General features: G+C 69.3%; 15 protein-coding genes and 2 pseudogenes. 10 read left to right on the top strand and 7 right to left on the bottom strand.

Features of this window, described 5'->3' with window-relative positions:
- Positions 1-21: 21 nt before the first annotated feature.
- The 4 genes from ACIBHX_RS25475 to ACIBHX_RS25490 all read left to right on the top strand — a co-directional run bounded on the left by ACIBHX_RS25475 (position 22) and on the right by ACIBHX_RS25490 (position 5,220).
- Positions 22-333: an L-rhamnose mutarotase gene (locus ACIBHX_RS25475; RefSeq protein WP_397069924.1), complete on the top strand. Its 312-nt coding sequence runs from the start codon at positions 22-24 to the stop codon at positions 331-333.
- Between the two features lie 7 nt (positions 334-340).
- Positions 341-1,486: an L-rhamnose isomerase gene (gene rhaI / locus ACIBHX_RS25480; protein ID WP_397069737.1), complete on the top strand. Its 1,146-nt coding sequence runs from the start codon at positions 341-343 to the stop codon at positions 1,484-1,486.
- Positions 1,483-3,522 (top strand): bifunctional aldolase/short-chain dehydrogenase, encoded by a 2,040-nt coding sequence (locus tag ACIBHX_RS25485; RefSeq protein WP_397069738.1) that lies wholly within the window; start codon positions 1,483-1,485, stop codon positions 3,520-3,522. The genes rhaI and ACIBHX_RS25485 overlap by 4 nt, the downstream gene beginning before the upstream one ends.
- 282 nt (positions 3,523-3,804) lie before the next feature.
- Positions 3,805-5,220 (top strand): arabinose isomerase, encoded by a 1,416-nt coding sequence (locus ACIBHX_RS25490; protein ID WP_397069739.1) that lies wholly within the window; start codon positions 3,805-3,807, stop codon positions 5,218-5,220.
- On the opposite strand, the gene ACIBHX_RS25495 is transcribed toward ACIBHX_RS25490, so the two are convergent.
- From ACIBHX_RS25495 to ACIBHX_RS25505, 3 genes are all read right to left on the bottom strand, one after another.
- A complete protein-coding gene (locus tag ACIBHX_RS25495) occupies positions 5,206-6,042 on the bottom strand; it encodes a hypothetical protein (protein ID WP_397069740.1) in 837 nt (278 codons plus the stop codon). The genes ACIBHX_RS25490 and ACIBHX_RS25495 overlap by 15 nt on opposite strands.
- 104 nt (positions 6,043-6,146) lie before the next feature.
- Positions 6,147-6,800, bottom strand: coding sequence for a hypothetical protein (locus ACIBHX_RS25500; RefSeq protein WP_397069741.1), 654 nt, complete (start codon positions 6,798-6,800; stop codon positions 6,147-6,149).
- A gap of 67 nt (positions 6,801-6,867) precedes the next feature.
- The gene (locus tag ACIBHX_RS25505) at positions 6,868-7,665 is read right to left on the bottom strand and encodes a hypothetical protein (protein ID WP_397069742.1); all 798 of its coding nucleotides are present in this window, start codon (positions 7,663-7,665) and stop codon (positions 6,868-6,870) included.
- Positions 7,666-8,268: 603 nt separating this feature from the next.
- On the opposite strand from ACIBHX_RS25505, the pseudogene ACIBHX_RS25510 reads away from it, so the two are divergent.
- Positions 8,269-8,612: pseudogene (locus ACIBHX_RS25510) on the top strand (transposase family protein); the annotation flags it as partial.
- Here ACIBHX_RS25510 and ACIBHX_RS25515 read toward each other — a convergent pair.
- Positions 8,561-8,794 (bottom strand): hypothetical protein, encoded by a 234-nt coding sequence (locus tag ACIBHX_RS25515; RefSeq protein WP_397069933.1) that lies wholly within the window; start codon positions 8,792-8,794, stop codon positions 8,561-8,563. The pseudogene ACIBHX_RS25510 and the gene ACIBHX_RS25515 sit on opposite strands and share 52 nt — an antisense overlap.
- Positions 8,795-9,111: 317 nt before the next feature.
- Here ACIBHX_RS25515 and ACIBHX_RS25520 point away from each other — a divergent pair, with 317 nt between their 5' ends.
- The 5 genes and pseudogenes from ACIBHX_RS25520 to ACIBHX_RS25540 all read left to right on the top strand — a co-directional run bounded on the left by ACIBHX_RS25520 (position 9,112) and on the right by ACIBHX_RS25540 (position 12,146).
- Positions 9,112-9,612 carry an AAA family ATPase gene (locus tag ACIBHX_RS25520; RefSeq protein ID WP_397069744.1) on the top strand — a complete coding sequence of 167 codons (501 nt, stop codon included), beginning with the start codon at positions 9,112-9,114 and terminating at the stop codon, positions 9,610-9,612.
- Positions 9,609-10,235: a tyrosine recombinase XerC gene (gene xerC / locus ACIBHX_RS25525; protein WP_397069746.1), complete on the top strand. Its 627-nt coding sequence runs from the start codon at positions 9,609-9,611 to the stop codon at positions 10,233-10,235. Before ACIBHX_RS25520 ends, xerC begins: the two co-directional genes overlap by 4 nt.
- A gap of 262 nt (positions 10,236-10,497) precedes the next feature.
- A complete protein-coding gene (locus ACIBHX_RS25530; protein ID WP_397069747.1) occupies positions 10,498-11,232 on the top strand; it encodes a hypothetical protein in 735 nt (244 codons plus the stop codon).
- A 336-nt stretch (positions 11,233-11,568) separates the two neighbouring features.
- Positions 11,569-11,709: pseudogene (locus ACIBHX_RS25535) on the top strand (SAM-dependent methyltransferase); the annotation flags it as partial.
- Positions 11,710-11,780: 71 nt separating this feature from the next.
- Positions 11,781-12,146, top strand: coding sequence for an SdpI family protein (locus ACIBHX_RS25540; protein WP_397069925.1), 366 nt, complete (start codon positions 11,781-11,783; stop codon positions 12,144-12,146).
- A 246-nt stretch (positions 12,147-12,392) separates the two neighbouring features.
- Here ACIBHX_RS25540 and ACIBHX_RS25545 read toward each other — a convergent pair whose 3' ends face one another.
- The 3 genes from ACIBHX_RS25545 to ACIBHX_RS25555 all read right to left on the bottom strand — a co-directional run bounded on the left by ACIBHX_RS25545 (position 12,393) and on the right by ACIBHX_RS25555 (position 14,943).
- Entirely contained in the window at positions 12,393-13,187 is a 795-nt protein-coding gene (locus tag ACIBHX_RS25545) for a chitosanase (protein WP_397069749.1), read from the bottom strand.
- Between the two features lie 95 nt (positions 13,188-13,282).
- A complete protein-coding gene (locus tag ACIBHX_RS25550) occupies positions 13,283-13,873 on the bottom strand; it encodes an FMN reductase (RefSeq protein ID WP_397069750.1) in 591 nt (196 codons plus the stop codon).
- Entirely contained in the window at positions 13,870-14,943 is a 1,074-nt protein-coding gene (locus ACIBHX_RS25555) for an LLM class flavin-dependent oxidoreductase (protein ID WP_397069751.1), read from the bottom strand. Before ACIBHX_RS25555 ends, ACIBHX_RS25550 begins: the two co-directional genes overlap by 4 nt.
- Position 14,944 lies beyond the last annotated feature (1 nt).

Raw genomic sequence — 14,944 nt, forward strand, 5'->3', positions numbered from 1 at the left:
CTCGGAGGGCGTATGAGTGCTCTGGAACGTGTCTGTTTCCTCCTCCAGGTCAAGCGGGAGCGCCTGGAGGAGTACAAGGAACGCCACCGCGCCGTGTGGCCGGAGATGCTCGACGCGCTGAGGCAGGCGGGCTGGCAGAACTACTCCCTCTTCCTGAAGCCGGATGGGCTGCTGGTCGGCTACCTGGAGACCGACGACTTCGCCAAGGCCCAGCAGGCGATGGCCGCCACCGAGGTGAACGGCAGGTGGCAGGCCGAGATGGCGGAGTTCTTCGAGGTCGGCCGCCCGGACGAGGGACTGATCCGGCTCGGCGAAGTTTTCCACCTGGATTGAGGAGCACATGGTCAAGGACGAACTGCGCCGCCAGCACATCGAGCTGCCGTCGTGGGCCTTCGGCAACTCGGGCACGCGCTTCAAGGTGTTCGCCCAGCGCGGCGTGCCGAGGGACCCCTACGAGAAGGTGGCCGACGCCGCCCAGGTGCACAGATACACCGGCGTGGCGCCGACCGTCGCGTTGCACATCCCCTGGGACAGGGTGGCCGACTACGGCGACCTGGCCGGGCACGCGCGCGAGCTGGGCGTCGGCATCGGCGCGATCAACTCCAACGTGTTCCAGGACGACGACTACAAGCTGGGCAGCGTCACCAACCCCGACCCGGGGGTGCGCAGGAAGGCCACCGACCACCTGCTCGAGTGCGTCGACATCATGGACCAGACCGGCTCCGACACGCTGAAGCTCTGGTTCTCCGACGGCACCAACTACCCGGGCCAGGACGACATCCGCGCCCGCCAGGACCGCCTGGCGGAGTCGCTGGCCGAGGTCTACGAGCGGCTGGGCGAGGGGCAGCGGTTTCTGCTGGAGTACAAGCTGTTCGAGCCGGCCTTCTACATGACCGACCTGCCCGACTGGGGCACCGCCTACGCGCACTGCGTGAAGCTGGGGCCCAGGGCGCAGGTGGTGGTCGACACCGGCCACCACGCGCCGGGCACGAACATCGAGTTCATCGTGGCGTTCCTGCTGCGGGAGGGGAAGCTCGGCGGGTTCGACTTCAACTCGCGCTTCTACGCCGACGACGACCTGATGGTGGGGGCGGCCGACCCGTTCCAGCTGTTCCGGATCATGTTCGAGGTGGTGCGCGGCGGCGGCTACACCGAGGACGTGGCGTTCATGCTCGACCAGTGCCACAACATCGAGCCCAAGATCGCCGGCCAGATCCGCTCGGTGATGAACGTGCAGGAGGCCACCGCCAAGGCGCTGCTGGTCGACCGCGACGCGCTGGCCATCGCGCAGCGCGAGGGCGACGTGCTGGGCGCCAACGCGGTGTTCATGGACGCCTACAACACCGACGTCCGCCCGCTGCTGGCTGAGCTGCGCGAGGAGATGGGCCTGGCCCCCGACCCGATGGCCGCCTACGCCGGGTCCGGCTACTTCGACAAGGTCGTCGAGGAGCGGGTCGGCGGCAGCCAGGCGGGATGGGGCGCGTGACTGTGAACGAGCTGCTCGACCGGGCACACGCCCTCGGCTCCGACCCGCGCAACACCAACTACGCGGGAGGCAACGCCTCGGCCAAGGGCCATGGCACCGACCCGGTGACCGGTGCGCCGGTCGAGCTCATGTGGGTCAAGGGCTCGGGCGGCGACCTGGGCACGCTGACCGAGTCCGGGCTGGCCGTCCTGCGGCTGGACAGGCTGCGCGCGCTGGTGGAGGTCTACCCGGGGGTGGAACGCGAGGACGAGATGGTGGCCGCCTTCGACTACTGCCTGCACGGCAGGGGCGGGGCGGCGCCGTCCATCGACACCGCCATGCACGGGCTGGTGGACGCCGCGCACGTCGACCACCTGCATCCCGACTCGGGGATCGCGATCGCCACGGCATCTGACGGCCCCGCGCTGACGTCGCGGATCTTCGGCGACCGGGTGGTGTGGGTGCCGTGGCGGCGGCCCGGGTTCCAGCTCGGGCTGGACATCGCGGCCGTCAAGGCGGCGCATCCGTCGGCGATCGGCTGCATCCTGGGCGGTCACGGGATCACCGCCTGGGGCTCCACGAGCGCGGAGTGCCAGGCCAACTCCCTGGAGATCATCCGGACCGCCGAGGCGTACATCGCCGCGCACGGCCGCCCGGAGCCGTTCGGCCCAGTGATTTATCCCGAAATTTCGGCAGAAGTACGGCTGGCCAGGGCGGCGGCGCTGTTCCCCGTGCTGCGCAGGCTGGCAAGCACGGACGCCTTCGCGCGGACCGGAACCCGGCTGGCGGGGCACTACACCGGTTCGCCGGAGGTGCTCGACTTCCTCTCCCGCGCCGAGCACCCGCGCCTGGCCGCGCTGGGCACCTCCTGCCCCGACCACTTCCTGCGCACCAAGGTCGCCCCGCTCGTCCTCGACCTGCCGCCCGACGCGCCGCTCGACCAGGCGATCGCGCGCCTGGAGGAGCTGCACGAGCGCTACCGCGCCGACTACACGGCTTACTACCAGCACCACGCGGTTGAGGGATCGCCCGCCATGCGCGGCGCCGACCCGGCCGTCGTGCTCGTGCCCGGCGTCGGGATGTTCACCTTCGGCAAGGACAAGCAGACCGCCCGTGTGGCGGGCGAGTTCTACGTCAACGCGGTCAACGTGATGCGCGGCGCCGAGGCCCTGTCCAGCTACCGGCCCATCGACGAGGCAGAGAAGTTCCGCATCGAGTACTGGGAGCTGGAGGAGGCCAAGCTCCGCCGCCTGCCGGACCCGAAGCCGCTGGCCGGGCGCATCGCCCTGGTCACCGGCGGCGGCTCCGGCATCGGCGCGGCCACGGCCCGCCGGCTGGCCGCCGAGGGCGCCTGCGTGGTCGTCGCCGACCGCGACCTGGGCGCCGCAGAGAAGGTCGCCGCCGAGATCGGGACCAGGGACGCCGCCGTCGCCGTCCGGGTGGACGTGACCGGCGAGGCGCAGGTCACCGAGGCGGTACGGCAGGCCGTGCTGGCCTTCGGCGGCCTGGACCTGGTCGTCAACAACGCCGGGCTGTCGCTGTCGCGCTCGCTCCTGGAGACCACGCTCGACGACTGGGACCTGCAGCACGACGTGATGGCGCGCGGCTCGTTCCTGGTCTCCCGCGAGACCGCGCGCGTCTTGATAGATCAGCGCCTGGGCGGCGACGTCATCTACATCTCCTCCAAGAACGCCGTCTTCGCCGGGCCCAACAACGTCGCGTACGGCGCGGCCAAGGCCGACCAGGCGCACCAGGTCCGCTTGCTGGCCGCCGAGCTCGGCGAGCACGGGATCCGGGTCAACGGCATCAACCCCGACGGCGTGGTGCGCGGGTCCGGCATCTTCGCCTCCGGCTGGGGCGCCAACCGTGCGGCCGTCTACGGGGTCGAGGAGGAGCGCCTCGGCGAGTTCTACGCCCAGCGCACCCTGCTCAAGCGCGAGGTCCTGCCGGAACACGTCGCCGCCGCGGTCTACGCCCTCACCGCCGGCGACCTGTCCCTCACCACAGGGCTCCACATCCCCGTCGACGCGGGCGTGGCCGCCGCCTTCCTCCGTTGACGCCTGGCCCGTCGCCCGGCCCAAGCGGGATCGGCTCGCCGCCGGGCCGGGTTCGTTGCCTGGGACCGGCTCGACGCCCTCGAACCGGTTCCGGGCGCCGTGGCGGCGGGCGACCGTCACCGACTCGCCGGAAGCGCCGCTCGCGGGTCCTCGGCCGAAGTGCGGCGGGCGGCGGGTGGGCGCGGCCCGCCGTACAGGAAGACGCTCCGTACAGGAAGACGCTCCGCACAAGAAGGCCCTCGCACGGGAAGACCCGCCGTACAGGAAGGAAGGAGAGGATTCATGACGCTCGAACGGATCAAGGCGATCCCCACTCGGGTCGGGCTGGTCGCTGGGGGGCTCGGTGCGTACTGGCCGCAGTTTCCCGACCTGCTGCCGCAGCTGCGAAGGTCGGCCGCGCGGGTCTCCGAGAGGATGGGCGAGCTCGGGTGCGAGGTCGTCGACGTGGGGTTCATCTCGGACGCGCAGGAGGGCGCGGCCGCGGCGGAGAAGCTGCGTGCGGCGGGATGTGACCTGATCGTCGGGTTCCTGACCACCTACATGACCGCCACCATGCTGCTGCCCGTGGCGCAGCGCTCGGGGGCGCCAGTGCTGCTGATCAACCTGCAGCCGACCGAGTCGATGGACCACGACACCTTCGACACCGGGCAGTGGCTGGCCTACTGCGGGGCCTGCCCGCTGCCCGAGATGGCCAACACCTTCATCCGCGCCGGCATCCCGTTCCGCTCGGTCTCCGGCTACCTGGAGGACGAGCGGGCCTGGCGGCGGATCGAGGGCTGGGTGAAGGCCGCGGGCGTGCGGGCCGCGCTGCGCAGGGGACGGCACGGGCTGATGGGCCACCTCTACCCCGGCATGCTCGACGTGTCCACCGACCTGACGCTGGTCCCGGTCAACTTCGGCGGGCACGTCGAGGTGCTGGAGTTCGACGACCTGCGGGTCCGGGTGGAGCGGGTCTCCTCCGCCGAGGTCAAGGAGCGCATGGACCTGACGCGCGAGGTGTTCGCGCTGGACGACTCGGTCGACACCGCCGACTTCGAGTGGGCCGCCCAGGTGAGCTTGGGGCTGGACCGGCTCGTCGCCGACTTCGGGCTCGACAGCCTGGCCTACTACCACCGCGGCCTCGACGGCGAGATCCATGAGCGGCTGGGCGCGGGCATGATCCTCGGCTCGTCACTGCTGACCGCGCGGGGCATCCCCGCCGCCGGGGAGTACGAGCTGCGCACCTCGCTGGCCATGTTGATCATGGACAGGCTGGGCGCGGGCGGCTCGTTCACCGAGCTGCAGGCGCTGGACTTCCTGCGCGGCCACGTCGAGATGGGCCACGACGGGCCCGCCCACCTGGCCATCAGCTCCCGCCGTCCGCTGCTGCGCGGCCTCGGGGTCTTCCACGGCAAGCGCGGCTGGGGCGTGTCGGTCGAGTTCGACGTCGCCCACGGTCCCGTCACGGCCTTCGGAGTACGGCAGGGCCGCGACGGCCGCTTCGCGTTCGTTGCCTCGGAAGGCGTCACGGTGGACGGCCCGCACCTGAAGATCGGCAACACCACGTCCCGCGTCGACTTCGGGCGCGACCCGGGGGAGTGGACCGACGCCTGGAGCGCCACCGGCATCTCCCACCACTGGGCCCTCGGCACCGGCCACCGCGTCCCCGAACTCCGCGCCCTGGCCGAACTCCTGGAGATCGAACTAGCCGAAGTCTGATCGAAAGCCGCCCCGGGGATGGCGGCCGTACAGCCTCCGTGCGATGAGCCCGGCGAGGGCCAGTACGCAGACTCCGAGGGCGAGCAGCGGCCAGGCAGGGCCGACGCGGCCTGGCCGTGCGACCACGATCGGGATGACGGTACCGCCGACCCGGCCCGACAGCGGTGTCACGACGTCGAGCCGTACGGAGTGCCGGCCGGGAGTCGCGGCCAGGAAGGGCAGCGAGCCCTTCCACTCGCCGCGGATCTCGGCGGCGGTCAGCTCGTGGCCGCGCAGGGGGACGAGCCCGTCGTCGCTCGGGGTCATGATGACGCGCAGGTTCCGGACGTCCCTTGTACCGGCGTTGCGCACCAGCACGTTGACGTTGAAATCGGCACCGCTTTCCGGCGTCTCCGGTTCCAGCCCAGCCTTCGCCTGAAGCGTCTCCGGCGACGTCCCGGTCTGCTCGACACAGGTGTCCGGGAGAACGCGGAGCCGTTCGACGCGCGCGCCTCCCCAGACGTCCGCGTCGACCGTCAGCGTGTTGAGGCCGCCGGTGACGCCCTTGACCTGCAGGTAGTTGGACATGAGGACGTCGGCGTGGCCGTCAGCCGCGTGGCCGTGCCGGCCCTGCTCGGCGATGGACACGGTCTGCCAGTCCACGCCCTGACCCGTGGGTGTGAACTCGACCATCGCCGCGGTGCGGCCGTTCGTCGCCGCCGAGACCGTGGCCCCGCCGCCCGCCCGGACTGATACGACCGCCGCCACGTGCAGACGGACGAGGTACCACGTCGCCGGGCCCTGTGCCGCGGTCGAGGGGAGCTGGAACCGTGCCCGGACCACCTCGGTGGACCCGTTTACCGAGGTGGTCGTGGCAGCCGGGACGCAGCTCCCCTGCACCGGGGAGTTCATGGACAGCTGGGCGGCGAGCAGGAGCGCGGCGGCGGCTATGGCATTACCACTTCGGTCGCCCAGCCATCGTTGTAGCTGACGCTTCCCGCGTTCTCGTAGTTGTTGAGGTAGATGGAGTCCGGGTGGACCGCGTAGCCGTGGCTGGAGAACAGGCCGGCGATCCAGCGCTCGTCGGTCTCGTTGTGGTAGGAGTAACCGCCGTAGCAGTTCTCGTTGTAGTCGTTGTGGCTGGTGGCGACCACGAAGTATCCGTAGTAGTTGCTGTACATCTGGTCGGTGCTCGGCGGTGCGTAGACCCGGAAGTGATAGCTGTCGCCCTGGCAGGTGCTCCCGCGGTGTTGCTTGAGACCTTTGTCGGAGTCCCAGCCGCCGCCGACCCAGGCGTACATCACCCCTCCCTGGAGGGAGAGTGTCCCGCTCACGACGTTCTTGACCCGGTTGATGGACGCGCGACCTGTGAAGATCAGGTCCACCGGCCAGTCGACGTGGTTGATGTCCCGCGATTGCGCGTCGTAGTCGAAGCTGTCGAAGGTCGCTCCCCCACCGGGGAGGACCAGGTCCCAGTGGTAGCCACCCTGCGCGGTACGCGCCTGCGCGGCGGGCGCGCCCACGCCGAATGCGGCCCCGAGCAGCAAGAACAGCGCGGCCCAGCGCGCTGGGTAGCGCCGGCCGCCACGATGTCGTCGCATGTTCGCCATCCCCTTCAGGTGTGATCGACTGGAGCATCCCTCCTTGGCAGGTACGGGCAGAAGCAATTCACGAATCCATCGAATTGCCACCTGGGTTGGCCGCGAGCAGCCCCGACCCGAGAAGGGTGACCTCGTGGCGGACCCGCTGACCGTCCCGCTCCGTAGTGATCAGGCCGGCCGAGCGGAGCACCACCGCGTGAGCGGAGGCCGTCGGCGGACCGACGTAGAGGCGGCGGGCCAGCTCGGCGGTGGAGCATCCGCCGTCGATCGCCCGCAGCGCTCGGGCCCGGCCCGCGCCGAGCAGCACCGACAGGGAGTCTCCGCCGCGACCGAGCCGGTCGGCTCCGTCCTCTCGGCAGGGGTAGATCAGCACCGGCGGATGACCTGGTGCCGTCATCGGATGGATGGAGCTGCTGCCGAACGCGCATGGCTTCAGTACGAACCCCTGGTTCGCCGTCGACCCGACGGGCGGCTGATCCGATGCGGCGTACAGAAGGTGCCCGCTCTCCCAGGTGATGGTCGGGTGCAGGGTCTTGAGGACGGCTCCCGTGCCGTTGACCATCATCACGTGGGCGCGATGGTTCAGATCGCGGTGCAAGCGGCGCCGGATGTCCGGCCAGTCGTCGGACATGCAGGACTTGAACACGTCGCGAACGACCTGAACCATACGGCGCAGGCTGCGGCTCTGGCCGTCGAGCAACTCCTGGGCGACGCGCGGCAACGACCCGCCGGCGCCCGAGCGTGGCAGTAGCTCGGCGCGGATCCGGTCGAGCGGCGTCGCGGCGAGCAGGTCCAGCTCGTCGTCCAGGGTGGGTTCGAACCTCGGCTGCTCCGCCGGGGACGAGGGCAGCAGGAACGCGGGCACCGAGCGGCCTCCCAGGTTGACAAGCTCGACCAGCGACCGCCCGTTGGCCGGAACCGCGCGCCGGGCCGTGCTCCACCATCGCTGGCGCCGTTGCGAGCTCCGCGAACAAGGGCCGTTGTGCATCCCGTGTACCAGATGGCCGATGGGCGATATCGCGAAACGGGTGCGCGTCAGATCTTCGGCCCCATAAGGCAGCACCTGTACCATTTCAATCCACCTCTCCCTGTTCGTTCAGTGCCCGATCGTGATCGCCTTGTCCCGATCACGGGCGCGTTCGGGATCTCGTCGGCGACGAGCAGTCCGCTGGAGGTCAGCGCGTCGCTGAGCAGGAGGAGCGTTTCCTCGTTCACGCCCGGAGGAATCTTGCAGACGTGCCACTCCCGTGCGCGTATTGCGTAAGTCAAAAACGAACCTACGTTCGCATCACCTGCTGCTGCCTGGGCTGCCGTTATGTATCCGCCAGGGTCCGTCACGCCGTGCTCCCGCACGGAAGAACGGCTGCAACACTGGGGGCTGATCGAGGTCTCTGGTACGGCGGTGATCAACTAACAAATGTTGCAGCCTCTCGCGCGAAGCGCAGAAAGGCGTGCGTAGCACCGTGAACCTTTCCGGCGGGTCAAGGCCGACCGGCCTGACTTCTCCGGCGAGCATCAGGTCCCACCGCATGAACGTGCAGGTCATCGCCTCACCGGACGGAACGATCGTGTGGACCTCCGGAGCGCTGCCCGGGCAAAGCCCACCTGAGCGCGGCCTGCATCTGGGGCATCCCGCGCGCACTGGAGAACGCGGGCATCATCACCCTCGCCGACAAGGCATATCAGGGCGCCGAACGCACGGTCCTCACCCTGTACAAGGGCAAGCACAAACCCGAATCCCAAAAGCAGGCCAACCGCGCTCACGCCAAGCTTCGCGGCCCCGGCGAACGCGCGAACGCCCAATGGTCCACCCAGTTGGCATCGGCGTGGTACACCCAAGAGGCACCACAGTAGACGGCGGCCACGTCGCAACGGTTCATCGGCCAACCGTCGGCGTGCGCAGCCGGCGCGATCATCAGCAGCCCGCCGGTCGCGGTGACCGTCGCGGCCAGAGCCGCCAGCTTTCTTCTCGATCTGTTCTGCTTCATCTTCACAGTGCGGATTCCTCTCGGTGCAGGTAGGCGGTGCGGATGCTTTCGACGTACCGTTCGGCGCGGCACTCGCGGCCGGGCCGGCCGAAAGGATGCGGCTGCGTCCGCCGGGAGGGAGTCGGCCGGCGCACATCTCCCTCGGTCTCTTCGGGTCGATGGCTGCCCCGGACGCGCCCAGGGGCCATGCGCTTCAGGCCCTTCACGCGCTAACCCTCCTTCGTCACGCCCTTGTGTTCGACTGACAACGGCCCTGCCACAGACAAGGCTGCGGCAAGGGCGGCGGAAGCGGCGAGAAATCCGTACAGTTCCGTACACCGGCAATGGGTTGTCACGAGCCTGGCCCGGTGCTCTACCTGGCGTTGGAAGACACGCCGCGCCGTCTCCAGTCCGGGATGCGCAAGATCCTTGGCGGGCAGGCGGCGCCTCGTGACCTGACCCCGGCCACGAGCTGCCCCACCCTTCCACAGGGTGGGGATGAGGCCATTGCGCGTTGGCTCGAACGCCACCCCGGCGCGCGCATGGTCGTCATCGACGTGTTCGCCAAGGTGCGCGGAACGACCGCGCCCGGGCTGTCGGCCTACGACGCCGACTATGCCGCGATGGGTCGTGCCAAGCGCCTGACCGACGCCCACGGCGTGGCCGTCGTCTTGGTCCATCACGTCCGCAAGATCCACGTGATCCCGGCGCTCGGGAAGCGGAAGCTTCGCGACCTGTCGGTGGAGGACGTAGACAAGTGGCTGGCCGCCAAGGCGAAGCACCTGAGCACCTGGACGCTCAAGCTCATCCACTCCGTCCTGAACCGCTCGACCAAAACGCCATGATCCGGGACAAGGTCAAGCGCAACGTGGTGGACCTCTGCGAGATCCCGGAGGGTCGGCCCGGCCGCCCCTCACATGCCATGACCCTTGCGCAGGCGGAAGCCGTGGTGAACACCGCAGAGAAGTCACCCGTTCGGATCCGGGCGTACATCCTGCTGTCGCTGCTCACCGGGGCGCGAACGGAGGAGGTTCGCGCGCTGACCTGGCCGCACGTCGTGGCGTTCGACGAGGAACGCAAGGCGTGGCTTCGGGCTGTGAAGGCTCTGCGCCAGCTCAGGGAGGCACAGAACGAGGTCCGGGCCGACGCAGGAGACGAGTGGACTGGTGGGCTGGTCTTCTCTACCAAGAGCGGGAAGCCGCTCACGGCCCATAACGTGCGCCGGGACTTCCGCAAGGTGCTCGACAGGGCAGGCTTGGTCGGCAGGGAGTGGTCACCGCGCGAGATGCGGCACAGCTTCGTCTCGGTGCTCTCGGACCCAGGGGTTCCGATAGAGGACATCTCCCGCTTGGTCGGCCACGCCAACACGGTGGTCACGGAGACGGTCTACCGCTTCCAGCTACGACCGGTCCTCTTGGAGGGTGCCAAGGCGATGGACAGCCTTTTCCCGGACGCGGGGGAGGCTTAGTTACTCAGTTAGATACTCACCCCCGTCAGCGCACCGCTGACGGGGGTGTCTTTGTGCTGGTGGAGCCTAGGAGATTCGAACTCCTGACCCCCTGCATGCAAGGCGAACGCTCATGACGCCAGTTTGATCGCCACCAATTCCACTGATAACCCCGCACACAATGTATTCGCCGCTCAGTCGAATAGCTGGACGTGGCGATCTTCCCGGTTGACGCTGCCGATCAGCTAGCCAGCTGATAACGCCGATGAGTGGGGAGGTTCGCATGGCAGTTCAGGCGATTGACGGGTCGCGGATCACCGTCGATCTCAGCCGGGAGGAACAGGCCGCGCTGCGGGACTGGACCGCCCATATCCGCTACATCCCCAAGTACGGCCGCAGGTCGCCGACCTACGACGGCTGGGGTCTTGAGATCGCCCCGAGCAGCGCTCTGAGCGCGGTGGTCGAATCGCGCGGCTACACCAACCCGCAGCGGTTCTCGATGGGCGGCGGCGACGTCGTCATCTACGACTGCGCGACTCCCGAGGGCGCGCGCTGGGCGGCTTGGGCCGGGCCCTGGCATATGGCCCACGGCTTCTTCTACGCCCCCCGCTGGGAGGCGGCGGACGTCATCGACACGCTCACCCGCCTGCGCTGTGTCGACACGCCCGACGGCTTGCTGGGGGATCCAGGCGATCGGTTCACCCTGGAATGGGCGGCCTATATGGTCCCTGTGGTCGGTGTCGGTATCCTCCAGGTCGTGGCCAAGGCGAAGGCCCAGGCGGGGCTGCCGACGTGGCGGGGAATGGCCGCACAGGCGGGCGAGGTCTACCGCAACCCTCCTGCCACCCCCGGTTCCGGCGAGACGCTGATGCTGGTGGGGTCCAACGCCGTCGTCACCCTCGACCCCTGGGACGTGCCCGACCGCGCCGGTCGGACGTCGTTGCGGGCCGGGTCGGGGACGATGGAGGCGGGCCTGGACTTCCTCACCAGGATCAAGCGCGTGGACTGGTCGGCCTGACCATGGATCCCCTCGTCGCCGCGATGATCATCCTGGCCGCGTTCACGCTCCTCCTCGCCGCTGCGGGAGCCGGGCTCTACCGGCGCCTCCGGGAGCTGGAGCCGGCCTCCGTCTGATCGCGAGGTGACCGTGCTGACCATGATCAGGTACGGGCTCGCGCTCGTGCTGTTGTACGCCGTCGCGGCCAAGGCGCGGCGGTCGCTCCTGGTCACGCGCCGCCGTGATGCTGGCCGCCAGCCTCGTCCTCGCCGCCGGGGGGACGTAATTTCTGCGTGGAGGCGTTCGGGTTCCCGGTGGCCCTCCCGGTTCTCAAACCGATGATGCCGAGAATCTCGGATGCGGCCGTACGCGTACTGCCCGCTCGGGGAGAAGGACAACTTCGCCGCCGATCGTGAAGCGGTGGAGAAGTTGTTTCAGTTCGCGCCCGAGAACGAGGACGTGCTACGTGCCAACCGGCACTTCCTGCGGCGGGCCGTCAGGTGGTGGGTTCTGCCGTCTGCGGGCTACTCGTCCCGTACAGCGCGTGCCACACGACCTATGATCGAAAGATGGAGATCATCCTGCCCCTCGTACTCGTGCTCGGAGGGCTCGCGCTGGGTGTCGTCGGTTACCTTGGCTTGGCCGGACGGCTGCCACGCAACAACGTTGCCGGGGTGCGGACCGCCGCCACGATGCGCAGCGACACGGCCTTTCGAGTCGCCAACAAGGTAGCGGGCGTGCCCGCGCTGGCCGGTGGCGGTGTCGGGCTGGCCGGTGCGGTGACGGCGTGGCTCCTGCCGACCGACGAAGGCGTGTTCCTGGCAGTCATCGTGGCCGTCGCCGGCATGCTGGCGCTGACGGTCACCGGCGCGGTGATGGGCGTCCGTGCCGCGACGGCGGTGACCGACCAGGAGCCGGAACCACCCACCAGGTAAGAGGTCCTCCGAGCCGGCTAGGACTGTGGTGCGTGTTCGTGGTCACCGCACCGGTCGTTGGTCTTGCGCTCTACCCGCCCGGGGAGCCGTGCCCGGCGGGCGGGTGGAGGTCAGGCCGGTGGAGGGGGGTGCCCCTGGGCGCGGTGCGGGTCCAGGGGCTGCGCGTGGCGGGTGTGGAGGTGGCCGCCGAGGTGGACCGATCGGGCAAGGCCACGGTCGACGGCCTCCCGCCGGGGTTGATGGTCGCTAGTTCTTGATCGTGTAGGAGTCGCCGTAGACCTTCCACTTCAGCGGCGGGTCCAGGTCGAGGTTGCCGTTCTTGAGGAAGACGCGCTGCTCGGTGTCGACCCGGCTGGTGTCGGCGTGCGCCTCTTCCTGCTTCATCACCTTCTTGCGCGCGTCCAGGAAGGCGTTGAGGAAGGTGACCTCGTCGCCGCCCTGCGCCGGGGTCTTGGCCTTGTTCAGCGCGGCCTTCCTGATGCCGCCGAAGCTGCTGCTGTCGCTGCCCGGGCCGTGCATGACGATGGCGTCGTAGTAGATGAACTGGCCCAGCGCCCGCAGGCCGTCCTGCTTGGCCTGCTGGACCGCCGGGTTGAAGTAGACGCGGTCGCGCTCGTCGTTCTGGGCCTGCTGGAAGGCCGTGTCCTTGGCGGCCGTGGCCCAGTCCTTGGTGAAGTTCGGGTCCAGGCCCTTGTGCGAGTCGGAGCCGTTCACCTTGCGCAGCGCCGGCAGGTACTTGGCCAGCACGTTGCCCGGCTTGCGCTGGGCGTAGAGCTCGACCAGGTCCAGCATGTCGCCGGTGCCGGAGCAGAAGCCGATGATGCCCGCCGTGTAGCCGCGGCCGTCGTCGATGTCCTCGATGTACTTGTACTGTGCTTTCCAGTTGAGCGAGGAGTTCTCCGCGCTGGACACCAGCTGCATGGCGATGTCCTTCTTGTGCGGGTCTGTGAGGTCGACCGCCGCGCGGGCCGTCCCGCCCAGCGCGAGCGCGGGGGCCAGGGCCGTGACGGTGACCAGGACGGCTCGTAACGAGTTCCGCACGTGCTCTCCCGAGGGGGTTCGTTAGGAAAGATTCCTAACGAACCATACTCGCGAGAGTCAACTATTGGGGCCAATGTTGCAAAAGTTGGGCCCCCTTACGGGCGGAGCCCCGCCAGCAGGTCCTCGAACGGCGTGATCTCCTCCTCGGCCTGTACGGCCGGCCGCAGGATCCCGGCCAGCTCGCCCGCGGCCCGGTCGATGCGCTCGGACAGCCCGTCGGTGAACTCGTCACCGCCGCCGCCCCAGTCCTCCGACGCCGCGTACACCGCGGTCGGCACGACCACAGCCCGCAGGTAGCTGAACATCGGCCGCACGGCGTGATCCAGCGCCAGCGAGTGCCGCGCCGTGCCGCCCGTGGCCGCGATCAGCACGGGCTTGCCCGCCAGCGCGGCGTTGTCGATCACGTCGAAGAACGACTTGAACAACCCGCTGTAGGACCCGGTGAAGATCGGCGTGACCGCGATCAGCCCGTCGGCCGCGGAAACCGCGTCCAGCGCGACCCGCAGCCGGGTCCCCGGGAAGCCGGTGACGAAGGCGTTGGCGATGTCGACGGCCAGGTCGCGCAGCTCGACCACCTCGACCTCGAGCCCGTCCACCCGGCGGCCGACCGCCTCGGCCAGGCGGTCGCCCAGCAGCCGGGTCGACGACGGCTGGGTGAGCCCGGCGGTGACAACGACGATCTTCATGACTGTACGGCCTGCCTCACGGTGTGCGTGGGCGCGTCCGGCACCTCGGCCGGGCGCCCGATGGCGAACTCCTTGCGCAGCACGGGCACGACCTCTTCGCCGAGGATGTCCAGCTGCTCGAGCACGGTCTTCAGCGGAAGCCCGGCGTGGTCCATCAGGAACAGCTGCCGCTGGTAGTCGCCGAACGACGCGCGGAAGGCCAGCGTCCTGTCGATGACCTCCTGCGGGCTGCCCACGGCCAGCGGCGTCTCGGCCATGAACTCCTCCAGCGACGGCCCGTGCCCGTAGACCGGGGCGTTGTCGAAGTAGGGCCGGAACTCGCGGATGGCGTCCTGGGAGTTCTTGCGGATGAACACCTGACCACCCAGCCCGACGACTGCCTGCTCGGGAGTGCCGTGCCCGTAGTGGGCGTAGCGCTGCCTGTACAGGTCGATCAGGCGCTGGAAGTGCTCCTTGGGCCAGAAGATGTTGTTGGCGAAGAACCCGTCGCCGTAGTAGGCGGCCTGCTCGGCGATCTCCGGGCTGCGGATCGAGCCGTGCCACACGAACGGCGGCACGCCGTCCAGCGGCCGCGGCGTCGAGGTGAACCCCTGCAGCGGCGTGCGGAAGCGGCCCTCCCAGTCGACCACGTCCTCGCGCCACAGCCGGTGCAGCAGCGCGTAGTTCTCGATGGCCAGCGGGATCCCCTGGCGGATGTCCTGGCCGAACCACGGGTAGACAGGACCGGTGTTGCCGCGGCCCAGCACGACGTCGACCCGCCCGTCGGCCAGGTGCTGCAGCATCGCGAAGTCCTCGGCGATCTTGACCGGGTCGTTCGTCGTGATCAGCGTGGTCGCGGTCGACAGCACCAGCCGCGAGGTCTTCGCGGCGATGTAGCCGAGCATGGTCGTGGGCGACGACGGCACGAACGGCGGGTTGTGGTGCTCGCCGGTCGCGAACACGTCCAGCCCGACCTCCTCGGCCTTGAGCGCGATGGCCACCATCGCCTTGATTCGCTCGTGCTCGGTCGGTGTCCTGCCCGTGGTCGGGTCCATGGTCACGTCGCCGACGCTGAAGATCCCGAACTGCATT

The sequence above is a fragment of the Nonomuraea sp. NPDC050536 genome, assembly GCF_044457685.1.
In the GTDB taxonomy this organism is placed as follows: domain Bacteria; phylum Actinomycetota; class Actinomycetes; order Streptosporangiales; family Streptosporangiaceae; genus Nonomuraea.

Coding starts and splice junctions, on each gene's coding strand:
- rhaI (WP_397069737.1), top strand. CDS start 341: ATGGTCAAGGACGAACTGCGCCGCCAGCACATCGAGCTGCCGTCGTGG.
- ACIBHX_RS25490 (WP_397069739.1), top strand. CDS start 3,805: ATGACGCTCGAACGGATCAAGGCGATCCCCACTCGGGTCGGGCTGGTC.
- ACIBHX_RS25500 (WP_397069741.1), bottom strand. CDS start 6,800: ATGCGACGACATCGTGGCGGCCGGCGCTACCCAGCGCGCTGGGCCGCG.
- ACIBHX_RS25520 (WP_397069744.1), top strand. CDS start 9,112: ATGGGTTGTCACGAGCCTGGCCCGGTGCTCTACCTGGCGTTGGAAGAC.
- xerC (WP_397069746.1), top strand. CDS start 9,609: ATGATCCGGGACAAGGTCAAGCGCAACGTGGTGGACCTCTGCGAGATC.
- ACIBHX_RS25530 (WP_397069747.1), top strand. CDS start 10,498: ATGGCAGTTCAGGCGATTGACGGGTCGCGGATCACCGTCGATCTCAGC.
- ACIBHX_RS25540 (WP_397069925.1), top strand. CDS start 11,781: ATGGAGATCATCCTGCCCCTCGTACTCGTGCTCGGAGGGCTCGCGCTG.
- ACIBHX_RS25550 (WP_397069750.1), bottom strand. CDS start 13,873: ATGAAGATCGTCGTTGTCACCGCCGGGCTCACCCAGCCGTCGTCGACC.
- ACIBHX_RS25555 (WP_397069751.1), bottom strand. CDS start 14,943: ATGCAGTTCGGGATCTTCAGCGTCGGCGACGTGACCATGGACCCGACC.